A 21,505-nucleotide genomic window follows, 5' to 3' on the forward strand; every position below is an offset into this window, starting at 1 on the left:
ACGCCCTGCGGTGCTCGCTCAAAAGCTGTGTCCTGTGGCCAAATATCGTCCGTGGACCTATGGGCTGACCTCGGTAATAGTCGATCCCTTCCGGGGGGAAGGGCGTGCGTCGGAACGCGCGCCCGAAGGAGCAGGTATGGCGTTTGAAGCAACAGCGGCCGATCACACGCAGGATCGCGTGCCGGTTCCCCCGGCGGTATGGGTTTGCGGCCTGGCCACGCTCGTGCCCTTCGTGATCTGCTCGGCGCTGTTCTGCTACGGCCCGATCGACATGCGCCAGGTGGCGCTGATCAGCCTGCTGGCCTATTCGACGGCCATGATGTCGTACCTGGGCGGCGTGCGTTGCGGCCTCGAGATCGAACGGGCCAGCCCGCGCTGGATCACCCTGGGCCTGTCCCTGTTGTTCCCCCTGGCTGGATTCGGCCTGCTGCTGGGCGGACTGAAGTTCGAGCCGGCCTGGCAGCTTTCCGGCTTCCTGCTGGTCTTCATCCTGCAATGGCTGTGGGACGTGACCAGCCACGAGGGGCCGGCCTGGCGGCCGCGCCTGCGCACCCTGCTGACGTCCGGCGCGGCCATCTCGCTGGCCTTCGCCCTGGAGCAGGCCCTCCACCTCTAGCTTTTTGCGCGCGGCTATCGGGCCGTGGTCAGGTTTTCGGTCGCCGAGACGTCCGCCGCCACGCCGGTCGTGGCGACATCGGCCGCCGGCGCCTCGATCGCGACCACTGCGGCGGTCTCGGCCTTGGGCGCGTTGATCAGCGGCGTTTCCTCGTTGAGCGGGTCGGACACGCAGGCGGCGGCCACCTGCCGGCTCAGCTTGTCCTCCTTGCTGCTCTGCTTCATGCCCAGGGCGGTCGAGGCCACTGTGCCGGCGAAGGGCACGACGGCGTTGCCGCCCATCTTGAGCGCCTTCTTGACCAGGCCGGGCTCTTCGTAGTCGATCGCCCTGGCGCGAAGGGCCTTGCAGGCTTCGGTGTCGTATTTCGGGTCCTTGGCGTCGAGCTTGGCCACGGTCTTGACCGGGGCCTCGCCGGCCAGGGCGGCCATCGGCGGCGACGACAAGGCTAGAACGGCGCCGATGCCGATCAGGATCGGTCGCATGACGGGTTTTCCTTTTCAGCGTCCCGGGGGCAAAACGCCCGGAGGAGAAGGGTGATCCGCTTCAGTCCGGGCGCAGCGATTTCCAGCCGACCGCGTGCACGCGCCGAGGACCCAGGGCGGCGGCCAGGGCGGGCCCGCCGAACAGCGGGGCGAAGGCCTGGTCCAGGATGTTCAGCCCGCCCGTGAACGCGCCGAACGCCGGCAGCACCAGGCGCCGTCCGTCGGTGACGAAGCAGCGGCGGCGGATCGTGGCCCGGCCGCTGGTCACCTTGGCGGCCGGATGCAGGTGGCCGGCCACCTCGCCGGGCTGGGCGCCGGGCAGGGGCTCGTGTCGCAAGGTCAGGCCGGCGATCCTGGCTTCGTCGACCACGTCGCCGGGCAGGGCGCGGGGGCCGTCCGCGTCGTGGTTGCCCACGGCCCAGACCAGTCGGCGGCCCACGGCCAGGGCGGCGATGCGGGACCGGTCCTCGCCCGGCAGCCGATCCTCGCCGGCCCCGTCGTGGAAGCTGTCGCCCAGGAACACCAGGGTCGCCGGCGACAGCAGGGCCATCTCGCGCTCCAGCCGGTCGAGGGTTTCGCGGGTGTCGTAGGGCGGCAGCATCTGGCCGAAGCGGGCGGCGTAGCTGCTGCCCTTCTCGAAATGCAGGTCGGCCACGACCATCGTGCGCTCGGCCTCCAGCCACAGCGCTCCGGAGTGGCGCAGCACGGCGCGCGTCCCCGCGATCTCGACCCGCAGGCCGCCGCAGTCGCCGATTTGGAACGCCAGACTGGTCACGCCATGCATACTCTCATCAAGCCATCGCCTCGGCGATCAGGTCTTCCTCGGCCTCGGCCAGGATCATTTCGCCGGCCGCGTCGCCCGGCGCCCGCTCGCGGCCGATCTCCAGCATGATCGGCACGGCGAACGGCGAAACGTGGTCCAGCGCCGCGTGGCGGATGCGGCCGCCGCCGATCCGCGCCAGCATGTCGCCCAGCCGCGCCACGTCCAGCGAGCCGGTCGCGGCGTCGGCGCGGGCGCAGCGCAGCAGCAGGTGGTCGGGCTGGTGGCGGCGCAGCACGTCATAGATCAGGTCGGTCGAGAAGGTCACCTGGCGGCCCGATTTCTCCTGGCCCGGATGGCGGCGCTCGATCAGGCCGGAAATCAGGGCGCAGGCCTTGAAGGCGCGCTTCATCAGGAAGCTTTCGGCCAGCCAGGCCTCCAGGTCGTCGCCCAGCATGTCCTGGGCGAACAGCTCGTCCAGGTCCAAGGCGTCCATCGGCTTCAGCGACCAGATGTTGACCGCGTAGTCGTTGGCCACGAAGCCCAGAGGGCCGACACCCAGCCGGTCCAGTCGCCGGGTCAGCAGCATGGCCAGGGTGGTGTGGGCCAGGCGGCCTTCGAACGGATAGCAGACCAGGTGGAAGCGCTTGCCGTGCGGGAAGGTCTCCAGCAGCATCTCGTCGCGTCCGGGGATGATCGAGCGGACCTTCTGCCAGCCCAGCCATTCCTGGACGTCGGGGGGCAGGGCGGGCCATTCGGCCTCGTCGTGCATCATCGCCCGCACCCGACCGGCCAGATAGGTGGACAGCGGGAACTTCGACCCGCCCCAGCTGGGCATCTTCGGGTCCTTGTCCGGGGCGGGGGTGACGAAGGCGTCGGCCCCGACCAGGCTGTTGAACCGCCAGACCTGGCCGGCGAAGATGAAGGTGTCGCCCGGCGTCATCGCCTCGAAGAAGCCTTCCTCGGCTTCGCCGACCTTGCGGCCTCCCATCGGGCGTTTGCCGCCCCCGATCCGCACGTTGATCATGGCCGGCGAGACGATGGCCCCGACGTTCATCCGGTGGGCCAGCACCGCCTGGGCGTTGCGGGCCCGCCAGAGGCCGTCCTGGCCGGGCACGATGCGGCGGAACTTGTCGTAGGTGCGCAGGGCGTAGCCGCCGGTTGAGACGAAGTCGATGACGGTCTCGAAATCCTCCCACGACAAGTCGGCATAGGGGCCGGCGGTGCGGACCTCGTCATAGAGGTCGGTCAGGGCGAAGGGCTCCGAACAGGCGCAGCCCATGACGTGCTGGGCCAGGGTGTCCAGCGTGCCGACCCGGGCCGGCTCGCCGTCTAGATGGCCGCCCAGGATGGCGTCGGCGGCGGCGCGGCACTCCAGATATTCGAAGCGGTTGGCCGGGGCCAGGATGGCCCGCGAGGGCTCGTCCAGGCGGTGGTTGGCGCGGCCGATCCGTTGGACCATCCGCGAGGCGCCCTTCGGCGCGGCCAACTGGATGACCAGGTCGACGTCGCCCCAGTCGATGCCCATGTCCAGGGTCGAGGTGCAGACCACGGCCCGAATCTCGCCGCGCGCCATGGCCGCCTCGACCTTGCGCCGCTGCTCGGCCGCCAGGCTGCCGTGGTGCAGGGCGATGGCCAGGCCGTCGTCGTTCAGCTTCCACAGTTCCTGGAACGCGAACTCGGCCTGGAAGCGCGTGTTGACGAAGACCAGGGCGGTCCTGGCGCCTTTGATGATCTCGTAGATCTCGGCCATGGCGTGCTCGGCCGTATGGCCGGCCCAGGGCACCTTGCCGCCGGAGACCAGCACCTCGACGATCGGCTGGGCGCCGCCGGAGCCGAGGACGAGGTCGACGGAGTGCGAGCCCCTCCCCCTTGCGGGGAGGGGTGGGGGTGGGGGAGCCGGCGCTGGATCGGCCGGCTCGGCGCTGACACCCCCGCCCCCTGCCCCCTCCCCGCAAGGGGGAGGGGACTCATTGATCCCCAACCACCGTCTCACCAGATCCGGATCGTCCACCGTCGCCGACAGTCCCACCCGCCGCATCCTCGGCGCGAACCGCCGCAGCCGCGCCAGGCCCAGCGACAGAAGGTCGCCGCGCTTGGAGGGCCAGAGAGAATGGGCTTCGTCGATGATCACGCAGGACAGGTCGGCGAAGTAGTTTCGCGCGCCCTCCCAGGCGCAGAACAGGGCCAGCTGCTCGGGCGTGGTCAGCAGGATGTCGGGCGGCCTCAGGCGCTGGCGTTGCTTTCGGGCCTCGCCGGTGTCGCCGGTGCGGCTCTCGGCCACGATGCTGAGGCCCATCTCGCGGATCGGCGTGGCCAGGTTGCGCTCGATGTCGACCGCCAGGGCCTTGAGCGGGGAAATATAAAGGGTGTGCACCCCGGCCGGGGTGTTGCGGGGCGGGCGCTCGGTCAGGTCGATCAGGCTGGGCAGGAAGCCGGCCAGGGTCTTGCCGCCGCCGGTGGGCGCGATCAGCAGGGCGTCGCGGCCCAGCCGGCCCTTCTCGACCATGGCCAGCTGGTGCGGCCTCGGGGCCCAGCCGCGCGCGGCGAACCATTGCTGAAAGCGGGGAGGAAGGGCGGTCGCCTCGGCCATTGACCGGCCTATAGCATGTTCCCGTTCCGTTTCCATGCGTCAACCTGCCTAAGTCCGGCCTTTTGACAAGGATGGTAGGCGGGTCTACCCGAAGGTCAGGATCGCGAGGGCGTGACGCACATGGGACGGGTGGCTCGAAACAGCCTTGCGGGCTTGGCCTTGGCGACGATGCTGGCGATCGGCGCGCCGTGCCTGGCCGCGCCGACGGCGCCGTCAGAGCCCGCGCGCGCCGAGCTGCTGCGCCGCGCCCAGGCTGGGGACGTCGGCGCCTACGACCTCCTGGCCGACAGCTATCTGAACGCCAAGGGCGACCAGCGCGACGTCGAGGCCGCGGTGCGCTGGCTCGACGCCGGGGTCAAGGCCGGCGACACCGGCTGCATGATCGCCCTGGGCAACCTCTATTTCGCCGGTCAGGACCTGGACCAGGACGAGGCCAAGGCGCTGTCGCTGTACAAGGCCGCGGCGGCCAAGGGCGACGCCCTGGGCGCCTACAACGCCGGCTTGGTCTATGAGACGAGCTCCGAAGACCTGACCCAGGCCCTGGCCTGGTACTGGCGCGCGGCCGCCGGCGGCGACGAGGGCGGGATGTACAAGCTGGCCCTGGCCTATCAGCTGGGACGCGGCGTCTCCGCCAACGAGACCCTGGCCGTGGCCTGGATGCGCAGGGCCGCCGCCGCCGGCTCGGTCGACGCGACCAACGACCTGGGCTCCTACTATCTGCAGGGCTACGGCGTGCCGGTCGACGAGGTCCGGGCGCTGACGCTCTATGTGGACGCGGCCCAGCGAGGCTCGGCGGTCGCCCTGGCCAATGTCGCCGCCGCCTACCGCAACGGCGAGGGCGTGGCGGTCGACCTGGAAAAGGCGCTGCGCCTCTACGCCCTGTCGGCCAAGGCCGGCAACCTGACGGCCTATTACGACCTGGGCCAGATGTACGAGGACGGCGAAGGCGTGAAGGCCAGCCGCGCCAAGGCCGCGCAGCTGTATCGCATGGCCGCCGAGAGCGACGACGCCGAGGTGGCGCAGACGGCCGAGGACGCCGTCGAGCGCCTGGAAAGCGGCTCGTCGGAAACCCCGATCGCCTGACGTTCCTGTTCGCATTTTGTTTCGGACCCCGAACTGCTAATAGGGGGTCGTGAGCGCCCAGATTCCCACCCTCGAACTGGCTCCCGCCCTGGTCGTGCTGCCCGGGCCGCGGGCCGGCTATGCCGATGGAAGCGCGGGGCGGCCGGGTGACGAAGGCGGCGGGCGAACGCTGCGCACGCCCGACGCTCGCGACCTGTTCGAACACGGCCCGGTGCTGGTCGCCCACGCGTCGATGACCGCCAAGCGGCTGAACCTGCAGGCCCCGGTCCGGGGGCGCGGCGTGTTCGACGTGCTGGAGCTCTACGCCTTCACCCGGCCGGCCACCTTCTGCGCCCCGTCGGCCGTGGGACTGGCCACCGCCCTCGGCCTGGCCGAACCCAAGGGGGCCGCCGCCCAGGCCCAGACCCTGCGCGACGCCGCCGCGGCCCTGCTGCACGAACTGGCCCTGACGCCGAGGCCGTCGCGCGAGGAGGCCTTGGCCGTCGCCGAGACTCTGGCCCGCGCCGGCTGGGCGTGGGGACCCGCAGTGGTCGGCGCCCTGCGCTCGGCCCCGGTCGGCAACCAGTTCCGCAGCTCCGGCCTCGACGTCTGGGCCCGCGCCGTGGAGTGGGAGGACCAGGCGCCGCCCGGCGAGCCCGGCTCGCGCCCCGTGGATCCCGAACGCGCCAGCGAGCGCCTGCGCGAGCTGCTGCACCGTTCGGGCCTAGACGAGGTGCGCGAGGCCCAGGACACCTTCGCCCGCGAGGCCGCCTACGCCTTCGCCCCCCGCGAGCGCGAAGGCGAGCCGCAGATGATGCTGGCCGAGGCGGGCACCGGGGTCGGCAAGACCCTGGGCTATCTGGCGCCGGCCTCGGTCTGGTCCGAGATGAACGGCCCCTCGGTCTGGATCAGCACCTACACCCGCGCCCTGCAGCGCCAGATCGAGCGCGAGAGCCATTCGATCTATCCCGACCCCCTGGTCCGGGCCCGCAAGGCGGTGGTCCGCAAGGGACGCGAGAACTACATCTGCCTGCTGAACTTCCAGGAGCAGGTCAACACCGCCCAGCTGGGCAACGGCGACCTGATCGGCCTGGCCCTGGCGGCCCGTTGGGCGCGCGCCAGCCGCGACGGCGACATGACCGGCGGCGACTTCCCGGCCTGGCTGCCGACCCTGTTCGCCATCCCGCCCTCGGTCCAGGCCGGACCGGCCAACCTGGTCGACCGGCGGGGCGAGTGCATCCACGCCGGCTGCCAGCACTATCGCGTCTGCTTCATCGAAAAGGCGGTGCGGGCGTCCAAGCGCGCCGACATCGTCATCGCCAACCACGCCCTGGTGCTGAGCCAGGCGGCCTTCGACGGCGCCCGGGCGGCGCGTGGCCTGAAGGGCGATAACGAGACCACCTCGCTCAAGCGCATCGTCTTCGACGAGGGCCACCACCTGTTCGACGCCGCCGACAGCGCCTTCTCGGCCGCCCTGTCCGGAGCCGAGGCGGCCGAGCTGCGCCGCTGGCTCCGAGGTCCGGAGGGACGCGGCCGGCGGGGCAGGGGGCTGGAGGCCCGGCTGCTGGACATCATCGGCGAGCGCGAAGGCGCCCGCGCGGCCCTGAACGCCGCCCTGCAGGCCGCCGCCGCCCTGCCGGGCGAGGGCTGGTCGGGCCGCATCGCCCCGCCGGACGGCCAGGTCAATCCGATCGGTCCCATTGAAACATACTTGGTCTCGGTGATTGAACAGCTGCGGGCTAGAGTCACCGACCGCCCCGGCGCGGCCGAGCAGGGGCTGCAATGCGCCGCCCGTCCGGCCATCGACCTGGTGCGCGAGCGGGCCGGCGAGGCCGCCAAGGCCCTGGCCGCCATTGAGGCCCCGCTCCTGGCCCTGGCCCGCACCCTGGAGGACGTGCTGGACGAGGAGGCCGACACCCTGCCGACCTCGGAACGGGCGCGGATCGAGGGGGCGCTGCGCGGCCTGGACCGCCGGGCCCGCATGACCCTGCCGGCCTGGCGCTCGATCCTGAAGGCCATCGACGAGGACGCGGAAGACGATCCGGAGTTCGTCGACTGGTTCGAGGCCACCTTCCTCTATGGCCGGGTCGTCGACGCCGCCTGCCGTCGCCACTGGGTGGATCCGACCGAGCCCTTGCGCGCCGCCGTCCTCTCGCCCGCCCACGGCGTGCTGGTGACCAGCGCCACCCTGACCGACCCGGCCTTGGAAGACCCGTTCGCCCTGGCCGAGATGCGCACCGGGGCCGCGCGCCTGCCGCAGTCGCCCAAGGTGCTGCGCCTGGTCTCGCCGTTCGACTACGAGAAGAACGCTCGGGCCTTCGTGATCACCGACGTTGGCAAGGACGATCCGCGCCAGGTCTCGGCGGCGATGCGCGAGCTGTTCCTGGCGGCCGGCGGCGGCGGGCTGGGCCTGTTCACCGCCATCCGCCGGCTGAAGGCGGTGCACGAGCGGATCGCCGCGCCCTTGGCCGACCAGGGCCTAGCCCTCTACGCCCAGCACGTCGACCCGCTGGAGGCCGGCGCCCTGGTCGACATCTTCCGGGCCGAGGAGGACGCTTGCCTGCTCGGCACTGACGCCATCCGCGACGGCATCGACGTGCCGGGCCGGTCCCTGCGCCTGCTGGTCTTCGACCGCGTGCCCTGGCCGCGTCCGGACGTGCTGCACAAGGCCCGCCGCGCGCGCTTCGGCGGCAAGGGTTATGACGACTCGACGGCGCGCGCCCGCATCAGCCAGGCGTTCGGCCGCCTGATCCGCCGGGCCGACGACCGAGGCGTGTTCGTGATGCTGGACGCCGCCGCGCCAACCCGCCTGTTCTCCAGCTTGCCGGAGGGCGTGACCATCGAGCGGGTGGGCCTGGTCGAGGCGATCGAGGCGACCGCCGCATTTTTGTCGGAAGATCGTTCTTAATCAGCGGGATACCAAGTTTGGCCAGGGTGTCCGAAAAGGACGTGTTCGGTCGCGTTTCGGGGAAGTCGTTATTGGCGTTGCGTAGAGGTTGGGTCGTGCTGGCGACCGTTGCGGTGTTGGGAACCGCGCCGGCCGCCCGGGCCGGCGAGTTCGTGCGCGCCGATTGCCGGTCGGTGGTCAAGCCGACGGACGCCATCCGCTTCGACACCGACGAGCACCTGCGCTGGTACAAGCGGTTCTGGACGGGGACCTGCGATCACCTGTCGTTCTGCTTCCCCGGCTCGCCTAACTGGAACGACATCGTCGGCAAGCTGCTGGTCAAGGGCGGTCCCGGCGAACAGCCGGCGCTGTTGCCCAAGGCCTGCCGCCTGGGTCAGTTGATTGGCCTGGAATGGGCCAAGGACAAGGACGTCCAGAAGATCAGCACCAAGGACCTGAAGGTGTTCAACAGCATGCTGGAGGCGGCCGGCGACCCGCTGAAGGGCGTCGAAGCCGTCGACGCCAGGGCGCGGGCGATGGCGGCCCAGCCGGTGAAGGTGATCACGCCCAAAAAGCCCTGATAGAGTCGCCTCGCCGACGCAAAGGGGTCGAATTCCTGCAACGGAACGGGCCTACACACCCTCGCATCGGGGGAAGTGCGAGGAGCGTTGCATGACCAGATCCCAGATCACCGCCGACATGGCCGTCGACGATCAGGCCGACCCCGGCCACGCCCGTTCGGCCCGGGCCCTGGTGCAGGGCGTACGGTGGCGCAGCGGCCTGTCGCAAGGCGAATTCGCGCGGGCCTTCGGCATCCCGCTGGCCCAGCTGGCGGCCCTGGAGCTGGGCCAGGCCCGGTCGGACGCGGCACTGACGGCCTATCTGCGGGTCATCGACCATGCGCCGGACGTGGTGCGCGAGGCGCTGGAGAGATTCTAGCGGGACGCGGCCGGATTTGTCGCCACCTGCCGGGTCTGGCATGGAGGAGGCGAGCAAGGAGCCTTCGCCTCGTGACCGACGTCCGCACCCACAAGCAGCGCATGCTGGCCGGCGACCTCTATAGCCCCGTCGATCCCGAGATCATGGCCGATCACGAGGCGGCGGTGGCCTGGATGGGGCGCTACAACGCCCTGGACCTGCCGCCGTCGGAACGCCACGCCCTGCTGCGCGAGCTGCTGGCCAAGGTCGGCGACCGTGTCAGCATCCGGCCGCCGTTCCACTGCGACTACGGCTACAACATCGCGATCGGCGAGGGCGCGTTCCTCAACTTCAACTGCGTGATCCTGGACGTCACCCAGGTGACCATCGGGGCGGCCACGACAATCGGCCCGCACGTCCAGATCTACACCGCCGAGCATCCGCGCGACGCGGTCGAGCGTCGCACCGGCATCGAATACGCCCGCCCGGTCAGCATCGGCGAGAACGTCTGGATCGGCGGCGGGGCGATCATCCTGCCGGGGGTGAGCGTCGGCGACGACGCTATCATCGGGGCCGGCAGCGTGGTCACCCGCGACGTGCCCAGGGGCGCGACGGTGGTCGGCAACCCGGCGCGGGTTCGGGGGTAGGGCAACCTCTCTCACCGTTGTCATCCCGGAAAGCGCGCAGCGCTTGTCCGGGATCCAGGCGCACCGCAAGGCCTTGGCCCAGTCCCCTGGGTCCCGGACGGCCTCTGCGAGGCTTCCGGGATGACAACGGTTTGGGGGCGGTGGGCAGCTGCTACTTCGGCTTGATCGGGATCCACGCCTCGAGCCCGCCTTCGCCGGTGCGCGGATCGAACTCCGGCCCGTACCGCTCGAAGAACGGCGCGTCGGCCGGTTCGTAGTCGGAGGCCGGCAGCCACTGGGTGTAGATGGTGTGCATGGTCCGGCGGATGGTCGAGACGTGCTCGGCGTGATGGAACACCGCGTAGAGCTGGGGCGGGATCCGCACCGAGACGAAGCCTTCCGGCAGGTCCGAGAAATCGGCCACTTCGACGCCGCTGACATAGTCGAAATTGCCCAGGTCGTCGCCGTTCAGCACGACGCCATAGGCGGCGTCGCCGAGCGCGCCGGGGATGTGGCCGATATGTTCGCCGAAGCGTTGCCACTGGGCGGGGATGCCGCCGGGGCCTTCGCAGCCGTAGCGGCCGGAGAGGCCGGCGATCAGCAGGGCGCGGCCCTGTTCGAGGCGTGGCGGGGGAAGGTCGGTTCGAAGGCTTGCGTCCAGCACGATGGGCTCCACCAGGTTCAGGGCTTCCAGGTCGCGCGTCGCCCGCACCTGTTCAGGGGTGATCCCGAACAGGTCGCCGAACGCGCGGGTGAACGCCTCGTGCGAGCCGTAGCCGGCCTCCAGGGCCACCGACAGGATGTCGGGAGCCCCATTGGCCAGCCGTCGGGCCGCCTCCGTCAGCCGCCGCGCGCGCAGATAGCCGATCACCGGGCGACCGGTGGCGACCACGAAGGCGCGGGACATGTGGTGGCGCGAGATCCCGCCGCTCCGGGCGACGTCGTCCAGGTCGAGCGGCTGGGCGAAATGGCTTTCGATGAACCAGATGGCCTGTTCGACGGGGTTCATGGGCGGGTCTCGCGACGAAGCGTGCGGTCTGGATAGCGCGTCGGTTGGAGCCTCATTTGATCGGGATTGCTGGCTCCCACAATCCGCTCACCCCGGCGAATGCCGGGGCCCAGATGGCATGGCGCCGTGGCTGACGCCACGAGCGTTGAGTTTCTCCAATCATCTACCCCGCCTTGGAATCTGGGTCCCGGCATTCGCCGGGATGAGCGGATCAGGGGAGGATCAGGCCTTCTCGACGAAGCTGTCGATCACCTTCTTGTCGCCGGCCTTGTCGAACGCCACCGACAGCTTGTTGCCCTCGACGCCGGTGACCTTGCCGTAGCCGAACTTGACATGGAACACCCGGTCGCCGCGCTTGTAGGCGCTGGCCGCCGAGCTGGCCGAGACCGCCACCAGCCGGCCCTCGCCCTCGATCGGGGCCGAACGGGCGGCCGAACCGCCGGAGCGCCAGGTCGCGCCGCGCTCGCCAAAGCCTGCGGTGCGTTCCTGGGCCCGTTTCCAGCCGGGGCTGTCATAGCTGCCCGCCGTGAAGGTGCTGGTTCCCGGATCGTCCCAGCGCGACGACACGGTCTGCTGCATGCCAGGACCGCCGCCGTAATAGCCGGTCTCGGACGCCGCATCGACGTGGGCCAGGGGCAGTTCGTCGACGAAGCGGCTCGGCAGCTGGCTGGTCCAGCGGCCATAGACCTGGCGGTTGGCCACGAAGCTGATCCGGGCCTCCTCGCGGGCCCGGGTGATGCCGACATAGGCCAGGCGGCGCTCCTCCTCGAGGCCCTTCTCGCCCTTGTCGTCCATGCTGCGCTGGCTGGGGAACACGCCTTCCTCCCAGCCGGGCAGGAAGACCAGCGGGAACTCCAGCCCCTTGGCCGAGTGCAGGGTCATGATCCAGACCGCGTCGTCGCCGGCCCCCTTGTCAAGGTCCATGACCAGGGAGACGTGCTCCAGATAACCTTCCAGCGTGTCGAAGGCGCCCATCGACTGCACCAGTTCCTTCAGGTTCTCCAGTCGCGTCTGGCTGGTGGGACCCTTGTCGAGGCGCAGGGCGTCGGTATAGCCGCTCTCCTCCAGCACCGCCTCCATCACCCGCTGGTGCGGGGTGTTGGCGGCCAGGGCCCGCCAGCGGTCGAGGTCGCGCAGGAAGTTGCTCAACGCCGTGCGGGTGCGGGCCGGCAGATCGTCGCTTCCGATGATCACCCGCGCCGCGTCGACCGTGGAGATCCCCTCCAGCCGCGCGATCTGCAGCAGTTTCTGCACCGAGGTGTCGCCGATGCCGCGCTTGGGGACGTTGACGATCCGCTCGAAGGCCAGGTCGTCGTCGGGCGACTGGATCAGGCGCAGATAGGCGTGGGCGTCGCGGATCTCGGCTCGCTCGAAGAACCGCGGGCCGCCGACCACCTTGTAGGGGATCTGCAGCATCACGAACCGCTCTTCGAAGGCCCGCATCTGGAACGAGGCGCGGACCAGGATGGCCATGTGGCTGTACTTGCGGCCGGCCCGCTTGGCCTTCTCGATCTCGTCGGCGACCATCCGGCTCTCGGCCTCGCCGTCCCAGACCCCGCTGACCTTGACCTTCTCGCCGCCCGAGGCCTCGGTCCACAGGGTCTTGCCCAGCCGGCTCTTGTTGGAGTCGATCAGGCCCGAGGCGGCGGCCAGGATGTGCTCGGTGGAGCGGTAGTTGCGCTCCAGCTTGATGACCTTGGCGCCCGGGAAGTCGCGCTCGAAGCGCAGGATGTTGTCGACCTCGGCCCCTCGCCAGCCATAGATCGACTGGTCGTCGTCGCCCACGCAGCAGACGTTCTGGCGGCCTTGGGCGAGCAGCCGCAGCCACAGGTACTGGGCGACGTTGGTGTCCTGGTACTCGTCGACCATCACGTACTGGAAGCGCCGCTGGAAGTCGGCCAGCACGTCCGGATGGCTGGTGAAGATGGTGATGTTGTGCAGCAGCAGGTCGCCGAAGTCGCAGGCGTTCAGGATGCGCAGGCGCTCCTGGTACTGGCGGTAGAGGGTGATCCCGCGGCCGTTGGCGAACTCGCCGGCCTCGCTCTGCGGCACGCGGTCGGGCGTCCAGCCGCGGTTCTTCCAGGTGTCGATCAGGCCGGACAGAGCGCGCGGCGTCCAGCGCTTGGCGTCGATGTCGGCGGCCTCGATCAACTGCTTGAGCAGCCGCTCCTGGTCGTCGGTGTCGATGATCGTGTAGCTGGACTTCAGGCCGACCAGCTCGGCGTGGCGGCGCAGGATCTGGGCGGCCACCGAGTGGAAGGTGCCCAGCCACCGCAGGCCCTCGGCCTCGTCGCCGATGATGTGGGTGATCCGCTCGCGCATCTCGCGCGCGGCCTTGTTGGTGAAGGTGACGACCAGCAGTTCCCAGGGCCGGGCCCGGCCGGTGGCCAGGATGTGGGCCAGGCGGGTGGTCAGCACGCGGGTCTTGCCGGTGCCCGCGCCGGCCAGCACCAGCACCGGGCCCTCGGTCGCCTCGACGGCGGCCCGCTGTTCGGGGTTCAGCCCCTCCAGATAGTTCGGCGCCGGACCGTCCGGCGCGCGCGGACGGGCCAGGTCGGAGATGCGGGGGGCGGGAAGGTCGCCGGGGAAAGCGCCGGAAGACGAGGGCGAGTCGAAGCCTTGGGACATGGAACATATGTAGCACAAAGATCGCTGGCCTTAAGCCCTTGCGCCGATCCGCCGCCCGGGCGCGCCGGAACCTCGATCTTCACCTCCCGTTTGTTTTCCAGGGACGAAGAGCACAGGAGACGGACGTGGCTGAAGAAACGAACACGGGCGGCGGCGGCGGTGGGGCCGGCATGGCGTTCATCGTCGGCGCGTTGGTGGTTGTCGTGGCGGTGATCGCTTATTTCGTCTTCACCGGCGGCATGACCCAGAAGAAGAAGGTCGACATCAACGTTTCCGCGCCGCAGATCGAGGCGCCGAAGGTTCCGGATGCGCCCAAGCCCGCCAACTAAGGGAGGACGCCATGGCGCGTCATGACGATATCCGGCCGCAGCATCTGGGCGTGGCCGGCCTGACGTTCCTGGGCGTGGTGCTGCTGATCGCCGCCCTGGTGATCGGCGGCTGGCGTTCCGGCCTGCTGACCGTTCGGTCGGCCGACTTGTCGATGCGGCTGCCGGAAGCGCCGGCCTTGCCGCGACGGACGCCCAATCCCGCGCCCTTGCCGCTGCCCAAGCCCGGCCCGGGCGTCGAGCAGGGCTAGACCGCGCCGGCCTCGCCAGCCTGGGCGCGCCGCAGGGCGAATACCCGGCAGGCCGAGGCCAGGGGCCGCTCGCCGCGTCCGGCGTCGATCCGCTGGATCAGGCCGGCGATGCTGGTCTTGTCGGCTCCGGCCGCCGCCTGCAGCACGGCCCAGAACTCGGGCTCCAGGGCCAGGGAGGTCGCGTGGCCGGCCAGGTTGATCGAACGCTTCTTCAAACTGCCCATCTCGACCGTCCCATTCGCCGTTTGGCCCATCGCCATTTCGGCCGCCCGCAAGGCTCCCGGATCGGGGTCACCGAACCCCCTTGAATAAAAATGACGCCATGTCATCTTTATCGGGTTCAGCAGGAGCATGCCTCATGATCGCCGCCACGCAAGTGCTGGATGGGCCAAAGGCTCGTCAACCGACGCAGCGGAAGCGCGGCGCGTTCAACCTGCAGCCTTTGCGGGCGTTCCGGGCCGTGCGGCGCCTGATCGCCGACAAGGAGGACACCGCCCAGGTGTTCGAGATCATGCGCGCCCTGTCGGGCAATGCAATTCCAAAGGGCTACAGCCGGCTGCTGAGCACGCCCGAGGGCGGCCGCATCGCCTATGAGCACGACGAGTTCGCCGAGCGGCTGTCGGATCCGGCCTGGCTGGCCCAGTTCGGCCCCGGTACGGTCGGCGCCGCCTATCGCGACTTCGTCGGCCCGCGCGGCCTGTCCGCGGAGGGCCTGGCCGAGCAGAGCCGCAAGGTCGCCGAGGCCGACGTCGAGGCCGCCCATCCCCTGGCCTGGTACGCGCGGCGTATGCGCGACGTGCACGACGTCTGGCACGTGCTGACCGGTTACGGCACGGATGCGTTGGGCGAGGTCTGCGTGGTGGCCTTCTCCTACGCCCAGACCCGCAGCCTGGGCTTCGCGGTGATCGCCCTGGCCGGCGCGCGCCAGCTCCAGAAGGCCAAGGTCGGCCAGCCCTACGGCAAGGCGGTGCGCGAGGCCTGGCGCAACGGCCGGGCGGCGGCCTGGCTGCCGGCCGTCGACTACCCGGCGCTGTTCGGCCTGCCGCTGGAGGAGGCGCGCCGGACCCTGAAAATCGCGCCCAACACCGTCTATCAGGCCATCCCGGCCCAGTATCGCGACCGCTTCGGCGAGGCCGCGTGACCGAGGCCGCCAACCGCGCGGTCGTCGAGCGCTACGCCAGGGCGTGGGAGGCCGGCGACTTGGCGGCCCTGCGCGCCTGCTACCATCCCGACTTCACGCTGCACTATTTCGGCGACCATTCGCTGGCCGGCGACCATGTCGGCCTGGCCGCCGCCCTGGCGGCCCTGGTCGAGGTCAGCCGCCGCACCCGCCGCCGGCTGGTCCGCATCATCGACGTCATGGCCGGACCGGAACGGGCGGCGGTGATCGCCCGCGAGGCCTTCGAGCGGGACGGCGTCGTCGCCGAGCTGGATCGCGTGCTGGTCTACCGGATCGCGGACGACCTGCTGGTCGAGTGCTGGGTCCATGACGGCGATCAGGCGCTGGTGGACAGCTTTCTGCGCGACTAGGCGGCGTTATGACCGCCCGCCGGGCTTGACCTTCTCCAGCGTTCGGTAGTTGAACTACATAACGCGCCAGGCGTCCGCTTCCCGAGAGATTCCGCATGCTCACCCGTCGCTTCAAGCTGGCCGGCCTGGCCGGGTTCGGGATCGCGCTGGGGCTGGCCGGGCCTCTGGCCGCGACACAGGCCCTGGCCGCCGACACCCAGGTCGCCGTCGCCGCCAACTTCACCGAGCCGGCGAAGGAGATCGCCGCCGCCTTCAAGGCCAAGACCGGCCATACGGCGACGCTGAGCTTCGGCGCGTCGGGCCAGTTCTACGCCCAGATGGCCCACGGGGCGCCGTACGAGGTGTTCCTGTCGGCTGACGCCGAGCGGCCAAAGAAGGCCGAGGCGGAGGGGCTGAGCGTTCCCGGCACGCGGTTCACCTACGCCGTCGGCCGCCTGGTGCTCTATTCGAGGACGCCCGGCCTGGTCGACGCCAAGGGCGCGGTGCTGACGTCGGGCAGGTTCGAGAAGCTGTCCATCGCCGACCCGGCCGCCGCGCCCTATGGCGAGGCGGCGGTCGAGACGATGCGCAGGCTGAAGGTCTACGACGCCCTGGCGCCCAGGATCATCAGGGGAGCATCGATCGCCCAGGCCTATCAATATGTGGCCACCGGCAACGCCGAACTGGGCTTCGTGGCCCTGTCGCAGGTGATCAACCAGCCCGGCGGATCGCGCTGGCTTGTCCCGGCCGCCGATCATGCGCCGATCCAGCAGCAGGCCGTATTGCTCAAGACCGGCGAGAAGAACCCTGCCGCCCGGGCGTTCCTGACGTTCCTGAAATCCCGGACCGCCGTCGCGATCATCAAGCGTTACGGCTACGAGGTGCGCTAAAGCATCGTGCGGAAAAGTGGACGCCGGTTTTCCGCAAAAACGATGCGAAGACAAAAACCTAGAGCAAGTCGTGCGATTCCTGTCTCGCGCGGCTTGCTCTAGGTGCGGCGGTGGCGGGCGACCAACGGATCGCTCGCCGCCTGGGCCAGGATCCAGTCGCGGAAGGCGACGATCTTGCGCACCCGACGGCGCTCGGTCGGATAGACCAGCCAGTAGCCGCCGCCGTAGTAGGCGGTGATGTCGAAGGGGGCGACCAGGCGGCCCTGGGCGATCTCCTGGGCGAAGAAGATCGGCGAGCCCAGAGCCGCGCCCTGGCCGGCCAGGGCCGAGGCCACCTCCAGCGCCTGGGCGTCGGCCGACAGGCGGGGTGGGGCGTGATCTCCGGCGGCGTCGACGCCCGCCGCCTCGAACCAGGCCGCCCAGAATTCCGGCGCGCCGATGCGCGGCGTGGCCAGCAGGTCGGAGGGCGCGGCGAAGCCGCCGGCCCGGGCCAGGAAGTCCGGCGTGCAGAGGACGGTCTGGGCCGAGGGGATCAGAAAATGCGCCTCCATGCCCGGCCAGTCGCCGCTTCCGGCGCGCAGGGCCAGGTCGAACGGTTCGCGCTGCAGATCGACGACCCGGCTGGAGGCGTCCAGCCGCACGGCGATGCGGGGATGGGCGATCTGGAAGCCGCCCAGGCGCGGCGCCAGCCAGTGGCCGCCGATGCTCTGCACTGTGGTGACCGACAGCACGCCTTCCCCGGTGTCGATCAGGTCGGACACCGCGGTGCGCAGGACGCCGAGCGCCTCGGTCGCCGCCCGCGACAGGCGCTCGCCCGCCGGCGTCAGGGCCACCTCGCGGGGCAGGCGGGTGAACAGCGGCTGGTCCAGGCGCTGTTCCAGGGCCTTGACCTGCCAGCTGACCGCGGCCTGGCTGACGCCCAGCTCGTCGGCGGCGCGCGTGAAGCTCTTCAGGCGCGCGGCGGCCTCGAAGATCCGGATGGCGCTGAGCGGCAGGGTGGCGAGGATGTCTGGCATAAGTGATACTTATGAATACCCAAGGAAGCCGCGTTTGTCATCCCGCGTCTGAAAGCTGATTTTCCCGTCATGGAAAGCCAGGAAGGGCGATCATGATGGACCAGGCGTTCAAGACCCATAAGGAAACCACGTTCGGCTGGGTGCTGCTGGTCCAGGAGTGGATCGCGGCGCGCCAGGCCTGGCTGGCCCGCCGGGCGCAGCGGCAGGCGGCCGAGGCGATCCGGGAGGCCCAGGCCAAGCCGCGGCGCCACCTCGCGCCGCGCTAGGGCGGATCGACCTTCAGCCTTGGGGGCGAAAACCTCGTCTTTCGACAAGCGCGGGATGAGATTTTCGACTGTCCGGGCCTATCCGTGGTCTTCATCCTGAGCCCGTCGAAGGACGAGGACCACGCACCTCAGGCGGCGTCGACCGTTTCGAACCGGAGGGCGCGATGGATCTCGCAGATCAGGGCGGCTGTTTCGAGCGGCTTGGCGACGACGCCGTCGAACACGCCCCCGGGCGTCTCCGTCGCATCGGCGGAGAAGGCGATGATCGGGACGTCGCCGTTGAGGCGGTCCTGGCGGATGGCGCGTGCCGCGGCCACGCCGCCCATGCCCGGCATCCGCAGGTCCATCAGGATGACGTCGAAGGGGTCGGTCCCCGCAAGGACCACCGCCGCCTCGCCGTCGGCGGCTTCCGTCGTTTCGGCGCCAAGGGCGCTCAGCACGGTGCGGACCAGGTCCCGATTGACCGGATTGTCGTCGACCACCAGCACGCGACAGGCGGCGAGACCGTCGGCCGCCCGGATCGAGGCGCTCGGCACGGCCGTCGGCTCGACCTCGTCGGCGGGCAGTTCGAACCAGAAGCGGCTGCCTTGGCCAAGGGCGCTTTCGACCCCGATTTGGCCGCCCATGGCCTCCACCAGGCCCTTGCAGATGGCCAGGCCCAGCCCCGTGCCGCCGTGTCGTCGCGTCGAAGAGCCGTCGATCTGCGAGAAGCGCTTGAAGAGCTGGCCGAGCCGATCGGCCGAAACGCCCCCGCCGGTGTCGCGGACCGAGATCCGAAGCGTGTTCGGATCCCGGTCCCATTCGACTTCGACCGTGATCCCGCCGCGGTCGGTGAACTTGACGGCGTTGCCGATCAGATTGAGCAGCACCTGGCGCACGCGGTCGGGCGCGATGAACAGGGCCTGGGGCAGTAACTCGACGCCGAGGGTGTCGAGCGCGATCCCCTTCTCCTGGGCCTGGCAGGCGAAGAGGTCCAGCGCGTCCTCGACCAGACGGCGTGGGTCGCACGGGGTCCTGCGGATCTCGACCTGGCCGGCTTCGAGCTTGGAGAAGTCAAGAATGTCGTTGATGGTCGACATCAGGGCCTGGCCCGCATGGGCGACCCGGTCGAGGAATCGCCGGGTGGTGGGCGACAGTTCTGGCTGGGTCTCGATCAGACGTGAGAAGCCGAGCACGGCCGTCAGCGGCGTGCGCAGCTCGTGGCTCATGTTCGACAGGAACTCGGACTTCACCGCCGCGGCGGCCTCGGCCTCCGCCCGGGCCTCCACCAGCGCGGCCTCCATCGCCTTGCGCGCGGTGATCTCGCGCGCGACGTCCTGGATCGCGACCAGCGCGCCGGCCTCGTCGAAGGACAGCTTCGGCTGGCCTTCCAGCCAGATCCACCGTCCGTCCCTGTGTTGCGCCCGGAACTCGTAGGGCTCCGAAACCGCCGAAGGGCCTCGGCGGATCAGGGTTGTGTAGTAGTTGATCATGTGGTCCCGATCGTCGGGGTGGGTCAGGTCCACGACGCGGCGGCCGATCAGTTCCTCGGGCTCGCGGCCCAGCACGCTGCGGCACGCCGGCGAGATGAAGAGGATTTCGCCGGTGGGCTTGAAGGTGGCGATCATGTCGCTGGCGTTGTCTGCCAGCAGGCGATAGCGCGCCTCGTTCTCGGCGAGGGCGGCCTGGGCCCTGCGATCCTCGGTGATGTCGCGAACCGTGCCCATCATGAACGCAGGGGCGCCGTCCGCGCCCTTGACGATGATCGAGCTGCCCGAGACGCAACGCTCCTCGCCGTCGGGACGGACGATGCGTGTGGCCACGTTGTAGTCCGCCTCGCCCGTGCGCAGGCGTTCGGCGATCCGCGCCAGGGTCCAGGCGCGCTCGTCGGGATGGATCCGATCGTTGAACATTTCGGCCTCGGGCCGCTCGACGCAGACCAGGCCGTAGATCTCGAACATCTTGGGCGAGACGTCGAGGCGGCGTGTCCGCAGGTCGTATCGCCAATAGCCAAGACCGCCGATCTCTTCGGCGAGCAGCGCGCGCTGGGCCTGTTCGCGGGCGTCGTCGCGCGCCGCGATCAGCTCCAGTTCCAGGGCCTTGCGGTCGGCGATGTCGCGGGAGACGCAGACGATCTCCCGCGGCGCGCCGTCCTCGTCCCGCACGAGCTGAAGGTTGGATTCGACCCAGACATAGTGGCCAAGCTTGTGCCGCGACCGGTGTTGGATCGTCTTGTGGTCCAGGCCTCGCGACATGTCGCCGAAGACCGCCATGACCGCGTCTCGGTCCTTCGGATGCAGGACGTCCGGAACGGTCAGCCCGGTGGTCTCGGGCACGGTGTAGCCCAGCAGTCTCTCGATGGCCGGAGAGATGAACTTGCCGCCCCCCGAAAAGTCGTAGCGCGTGATGACGTCGCCGGCGTGCTCGGTGACCAGGCGGTAGTTCTTCGTGCGGCGATCGAGGGTTTCGATCGTTTCGACGGTCTCGGTGACGTCCTGGAAGAGCCCGAAAATGGCCGTCGGCCGCCCCTGATCGTCCCGTTCGCACACGCCGCGGCTGACCACGTGCCGCAGGGCGCCGTCCGCGCGGATGAGCCGGAGCTGGAAGTCGAAGCCTGTTCCGGTTTTCAGCGCGGAGGTCACATGGCGACGGACCGGTTCGCGATCATCGGGGTGGTAGAAGGCGAGCATGTCGTCGCGGTTGGGGTCGAAGGTCTCCCGATCGACCCCGTAGATCTCGTACACCGCGTCCGACCAGGCGACGGTGTTGGTCGAGAGGTCCAGGCGCCAATGGCCGACGCCCGCCATGGTTTCGGCGATCTCGAGCAGGCGCTGCTTTTCCCGCGACTCCCGATGGGCCCTGGCGAGTTCGAACTGATCGACCACGATCCCCGCCAGCAGTCTCAACCGCTCCAGCGCCGCGTCGTCGGGGCGGGGGCGCGGCTTGTCGTCGAGGACGCAAAGCGTTCCCAGATTGTGGCCGTCCTTCGTCGTCAGGACGGCGCCGGCATAGAAGCGCAGGCGGGGCGCGCCGGCGACCAAGGGATTGGCGGCGAAGCGCGGGTCGGCCGCGGCGTCTTCGACGACCATGACGGACTCGGGTCCGAACTCTATGGCGTGCGCGCAGAACGCCTGGTCGCGCGGCGTCTCGGCGGCGTCGAGGCCCAGTCTGGCCTTGAACCAGAGGCGTCGCGCGTCGACCAGGGAAACCAGGGCGATCGGGGCGTCGAAGAGGTTTCCGGCCAGGTGCGCCAGCCGGTCGATCGCCGCATCCGCCTGAGTGTCCAGGACGCCGAACGACCTCAAGGCCTCAAGCCTGAGCGTCTCACGATCGCTCATTATCGCTCCCCGCTGACTGGTCTCTCACGACCTTACAGAGGCAGACGCCGCGAAAAGGCTAACGCCTTGTGTGGCCGATTGGCGCAGGTTCCGGTCCTGGTGTGTCCGGCCGTTGGGGGCCAGGGAGGGCCGGTCTTCCGGACGTTCGCCAGAATGCGCTTCGACCCGTCTCAGTCCTCGCGCTTGGCGCCGTCCAGGTCGCGCTGCAGCCGGTCGGCGCGCGCCGCGTCCAGGGCCTTGTCGGCCTTGGTGCGGCCGAACCGGGCGCGGTTCTCGGCGGCCCGGGTCTTGGCGTCGGTCTTGGCCTTGGCCTTGCGGGCCTGGTTCAGGTTGAGGATCTCGGCCATCG

Annotated in this window: 21 protein-coding genes; 12 read left to right on the top strand and 9 right to left on the bottom strand. The window is 70.0% G+C overall.

From position 1 onward, the window contains the following. Window positions 1-136: 136 nt before the first annotated feature. Entirely contained in the window at window positions 137-616 is a 480-nt protein-coding gene (locus tag BM066_RS10255) for a DUF3429 domain-containing protein (RefSeq protein WP_089927080.1), read from the top strand. A gap of 14 nt (window positions 617-630) precedes the next feature. Here the strand turns inward: BM066_RS10255 and BM066_RS10260 are convergent, their stop codons facing one another. The 3 genes from BM066_RS10260 to BM066_RS10270 all read right to left on the bottom strand — a co-directional run bounded on the left by BM066_RS10260 (window position 631) and on the right by BM066_RS10270 (window position 4,451). Next, a complete protein-coding gene (locus BM066_RS10260) occupies window positions 631-1,098 on the bottom strand; it encodes a hypothetical protein (RefSeq protein WP_089927084.1) in 468 nt (155 codons plus the stop codon). Between the two features lie 61 nt (window positions 1,099-1,159). Further along, the gene (gene pdeM / locus BM066_RS10265; RefSeq protein ID WP_255367546.1) at window positions 1,160-1,864 is read right to left on the bottom strand and encodes a ligase-associated DNA damage response endonuclease PdeM; all 705 of its coding nucleotides are present in this window, start codon (window positions 1,862-1,864) and stop codon (window positions 1,160-1,162) included. Between the two features lie 25 nt (window positions 1,865-1,889). Continuing rightward, complete coding sequence (locus tag BM066_RS10270) at window positions 1,890-4,451, bottom strand: ligase-associated DNA damage response DEXH box helicase (RefSeq protein WP_089927090.1); 2,562 nt, start codon at window positions 4,449-4,451, stop codon at window positions 1,890-1,892. Window positions 4,452-4,571: 120 nt separating this feature from the next. On the opposite strand from BM066_RS10270, the gene BM066_RS10275 reads away from it, so the two are divergent. The 5 genes from BM066_RS10275 (at window position 4,572) to BM066_RS10295 (ending at window position 9,965) form a co-directional block, all read left to right on the top strand. After that, entirely contained in the window at window positions 4,572-5,534 is a 963-nt protein-coding gene (locus tag BM066_RS10275; RefSeq protein WP_089927094.1) for a tetratricopeptide repeat protein, read from the top strand. 49 nt (window positions 5,535-5,583) lie between these two features. Beyond that, the gene (locus BM066_RS10280) at window positions 5,584-8,421 is read left to right on the top strand and encodes an ATP-dependent DNA helicase (protein WP_089927099.1); all 2,838 of its coding nucleotides are present in this window, start codon (window positions 5,584-5,586) and stop codon (window positions 8,419-8,421) included. 95 nt (window positions 8,422-8,516) lie between these two features. Further along, a complete protein-coding gene (locus BM066_RS10285; RefSeq protein WP_255367542.1) occupies window positions 8,517-8,981 on the top strand; it encodes a hypothetical protein in 465 nt (154 codons plus the stop codon). 91 nt (window positions 8,982-9,072) lie between these two features. Further along, a complete protein-coding gene (locus tag BM066_RS10290) occupies window positions 9,073-9,339 on the top strand; it encodes a helix-turn-helix domain-containing protein (RefSeq protein ID WP_089927104.1) in 267 nt (88 codons plus the stop codon). Between the two features lie 71 nt (window positions 9,340-9,410). Then, window positions 9,411-9,965 carry a sugar O-acetyltransferase gene (locus BM066_RS10295; RefSeq protein ID WP_304441206.1) on the top strand — a complete coding sequence of 185 codons (555 nt, stop codon included), beginning with the start codon at window positions 9,411-9,413 and terminating at the stop codon, window positions 9,963-9,965. A gap of 151 nt (window positions 9,966-10,116) precedes the next feature. Here the strand turns inward: BM066_RS10295 and BM066_RS10300 are convergent, their stop codons facing one another. Together BM066_RS10300 and BM066_RS10305 are read right to left on the bottom strand one after the other, a co-directional pair. After that, window positions 10,117-10,953 carry an AraC family transcriptional regulator gene (locus tag BM066_RS10300; RefSeq protein ID WP_089927107.1) on the bottom strand — a complete coding sequence of 279 codons (837 nt, stop codon included), beginning with the start codon at window positions 10,951-10,953 and terminating at the stop codon, window positions 10,117-10,119. A gap of 222 nt (window positions 10,954-11,175) precedes the next feature. Next, the gene (locus BM066_RS10305; RefSeq protein WP_089927110.1) at window positions 11,176-13,581 is read right to left on the bottom strand and encodes an ATP-dependent helicase; all 2,406 of its coding nucleotides are present in this window, start codon (window positions 13,579-13,581) and stop codon (window positions 11,176-11,178) included. Window positions 13,582-13,706: 125 nt separating this feature from the next. On the opposite strand from BM066_RS10305, the gene BM066_RS10310 reads away from it, so the two are divergent. Continuing rightward, window positions 13,707-13,910 (top strand): hypothetical protein, encoded by a 204-nt coding sequence (locus tag BM066_RS10310; protein WP_089927114.1) that lies wholly within the window; start codon window positions 13,707-13,709, stop codon window positions 13,908-13,910. A gap of 11 nt (window positions 13,911-13,921) precedes the next feature. Further along, window positions 13,922-14,158, top strand: a complete 237-nt coding sequence (locus tag BM066_RS10315; protein WP_089927118.1) for a hypothetical protein — start codon at window positions 13,922-13,924, stop codon at window positions 14,156-14,158. Here the strand turns inward: BM066_RS10315 and BM066_RS10320 are convergent. Continuing rightward, a complete protein-coding gene (locus tag BM066_RS10320) occupies window positions 14,155-14,382 on the bottom strand; it encodes a ribbon-helix-helix domain-containing protein (RefSeq protein ID WP_089927287.1) in 228 nt (75 codons plus the stop codon). The two genes, BM066_RS10315 and BM066_RS10320, sit on opposite strands and share 4 nt — an antisense overlap. Window positions 14,383-14,516: 134 nt before the next feature. Here BM066_RS10320 and BM066_RS10325 point away from each other — a divergent pair, with 134 nt between their 5' ends. The 3 genes from BM066_RS10325 (at window position 14,517) to modA (ending at window position 16,557) form a co-directional block, all read left to right on the top strand. After that, window positions 14,517-15,299: a Coq4 family protein gene (locus BM066_RS10325; RefSeq protein WP_089927122.1), complete on the top strand. Its 783-nt coding sequence runs from the start codon at window positions 14,517-14,519 to the stop codon at window positions 15,297-15,299. After that, window positions 15,296-15,688 carry a nuclear transport factor 2 family protein gene (locus BM066_RS10330; RefSeq protein WP_089927126.1) on the top strand — a complete coding sequence of 131 codons (393 nt, stop codon included), beginning with the start codon at window positions 15,296-15,298 and terminating at the stop codon, window positions 15,686-15,688. Before BM066_RS10325 ends, BM066_RS10330 begins: the two co-directional genes overlap by 4 nt. A gap of 95 nt (window positions 15,689-15,783) precedes the next feature. Continuing rightward, entirely contained in the window at window positions 15,784-16,557 is a 774-nt protein-coding gene (gene modA, locus BM066_RS10335; RefSeq protein WP_089927129.1) for a molybdate ABC transporter substrate-binding protein, read from the top strand. Window positions 16,558-16,655: 98 nt separating this feature from the next. Here the strand turns inward: modA and BM066_RS10340 are convergent, their stop codons facing one another. Next, complete coding sequence (locus BM066_RS10340) at window positions 16,656-17,573, bottom strand: LysR substrate-binding domain-containing protein (protein WP_089927132.1); 918 nt, start codon at window positions 17,571-17,573, stop codon at window positions 16,656-16,658. A 92-nt stretch (window positions 17,574-17,665) separates the two neighbouring features. Here BM066_RS10340 and BM066_RS26405 point away from each other — a divergent pair, with 92 nt between their 5' ends. Then, on the top strand, window positions 17,666-17,839 hold the full coding sequence (locus tag BM066_RS26405; RefSeq protein ID WP_177218430.1) for a hypothetical protein: 174 nt from the start codon (window positions 17,666-17,668) through the stop codon (window positions 17,837-17,839). Between the two features lie 128 nt (window positions 17,840-17,967). On the opposite strand, the gene BM066_RS10345 is transcribed toward BM066_RS26405, so the two are convergent. Beyond that, window positions 17,968-21,156 carry a PAS domain S-box protein gene (locus BM066_RS10345; RefSeq protein WP_089927136.1) on the bottom strand — a complete coding sequence of 1,063 codons (3,189 nt, stop codon included), beginning with the start codon at window positions 21,154-21,156 and terminating at the stop codon, window positions 17,968-17,970. A gap of 170 nt (window positions 21,157-21,326) precedes the next feature. After that, the gene (locus BM066_RS10350; RefSeq protein WP_089927140.1) at window positions 21,327-21,503 is read right to left on the bottom strand and encodes a DUF4169 family protein; all 177 of its coding nucleotides are present in this window, start codon (window positions 21,501-21,503) and stop codon (window positions 21,327-21,329) included. Window positions 21,504-21,505 lie beyond the last annotated feature (2 nt).

It is taken from the genome of Caulobacter sp. UNC279MFTsu5.1, from assembly GCF_900114015.1.
Lineage (GTDB): Bacteria > Pseudomonadota > Alphaproteobacteria > Caulobacterales > Caulobacteraceae > Caulobacter.

Excerpts from the sequence above, each read along its gene's own strand:
- BM066_RS10255 (WP_089927080.1), top strand. The coding sequence starts at position 137 with ATGGCGTTTGAAGCAACAGCGGCCGATCACACGCAGGATCGCGTGCCG.
- BM066_RS10260 (WP_089927084.1), bottom strand. The coding sequence starts at position 1,098 with ATGCGACCGATCCTGATCGGCATCGGCGCCGTTCTAGCCTTGTCGTCG.
- BM066_RS10270 (WP_089927090.1), bottom strand. The coding sequence starts at position 4,451 with ATGGCCGAGGCGACCGCCCTTCCTCCCCGCTTTCAGCAATGGTTCGCC.
- BM066_RS10275 (WP_089927094.1), top strand. The coding sequence starts at position 4,572 with ATGGGACGGGTGGCTCGAAACAGCCTTGCGGGCTTGGCCTTGGCGACG.
- BM066_RS10290 (WP_089927104.1), top strand. The coding sequence starts at position 9,073 with ATGACCAGATCCCAGATCACCGCCGACATGGCCGTCGACGATCAGGCC.
- BM066_RS10300 (WP_089927107.1), bottom strand. The coding sequence starts at position 10,953 with ATGAACCCCGTCGAACAGGCCATCTGGTTCATCGAAAGCCATTTCGCC.
- BM066_RS10305 (WP_089927110.1), bottom strand. The coding sequence starts at position 13,581 with ATGTCCCAAGGCTTCGACTCGCCCTCGTCTTCCGGCGCTTTCCCCGGC.
- BM066_RS10315 (WP_089927118.1), top strand. The coding sequence starts at position 13,922 with ATGGCGCGTCATGACGATATCCGGCCGCAGCATCTGGGCGTGGCCGGC.
- BM066_RS10320 (WP_089927287.1), bottom strand. The coding sequence starts at position 14,382 with ATGGGCAGTTTGAAGAAGCGTTCGATCAACCTGGCCGGCCACGCGACC.
- BM066_RS10325 (WP_089927122.1), top strand. The coding sequence starts at position 14,517 with ATGATCGCCGCCACGCAAGTGCTGGATGGGCCAAAGGCTCGTCAACCG.
- modA (WP_089927129.1), top strand. The coding sequence starts at position 15,784 with ATGCTCACCCGTCGCTTCAAGCTGGCCGGCCTGGCCGGGTTCGGGATC.
- BM066_RS10340 (WP_089927132.1), bottom strand. The coding sequence starts at position 17,573 with ATGCCAGACATCCTCGCCACCCTGCCGCTCAGCGCCATCCGGATCTTC.
- BM066_RS26405 (WP_177218430.1), top strand. The coding sequence starts at position 17,666 with ATGATGGACCAGGCGTTCAAGACCCATAAGGAAACCACGTTCGGCTGG.
- BM066_RS10345 (WP_089927136.1), bottom strand. The coding sequence starts at position 21,156 with ATGAGCGATCGTGAGACGCTCAGGCTTGAGGCCTTGAGGTCGTTCGGC.
- BM066_RS10350 (WP_089927140.1), bottom strand. The coding sequence starts at position 21,503 with ATGGCCGAGATCCTCAACCTGAACCAGGCCCGCAAGGCCAAGGCCAAG.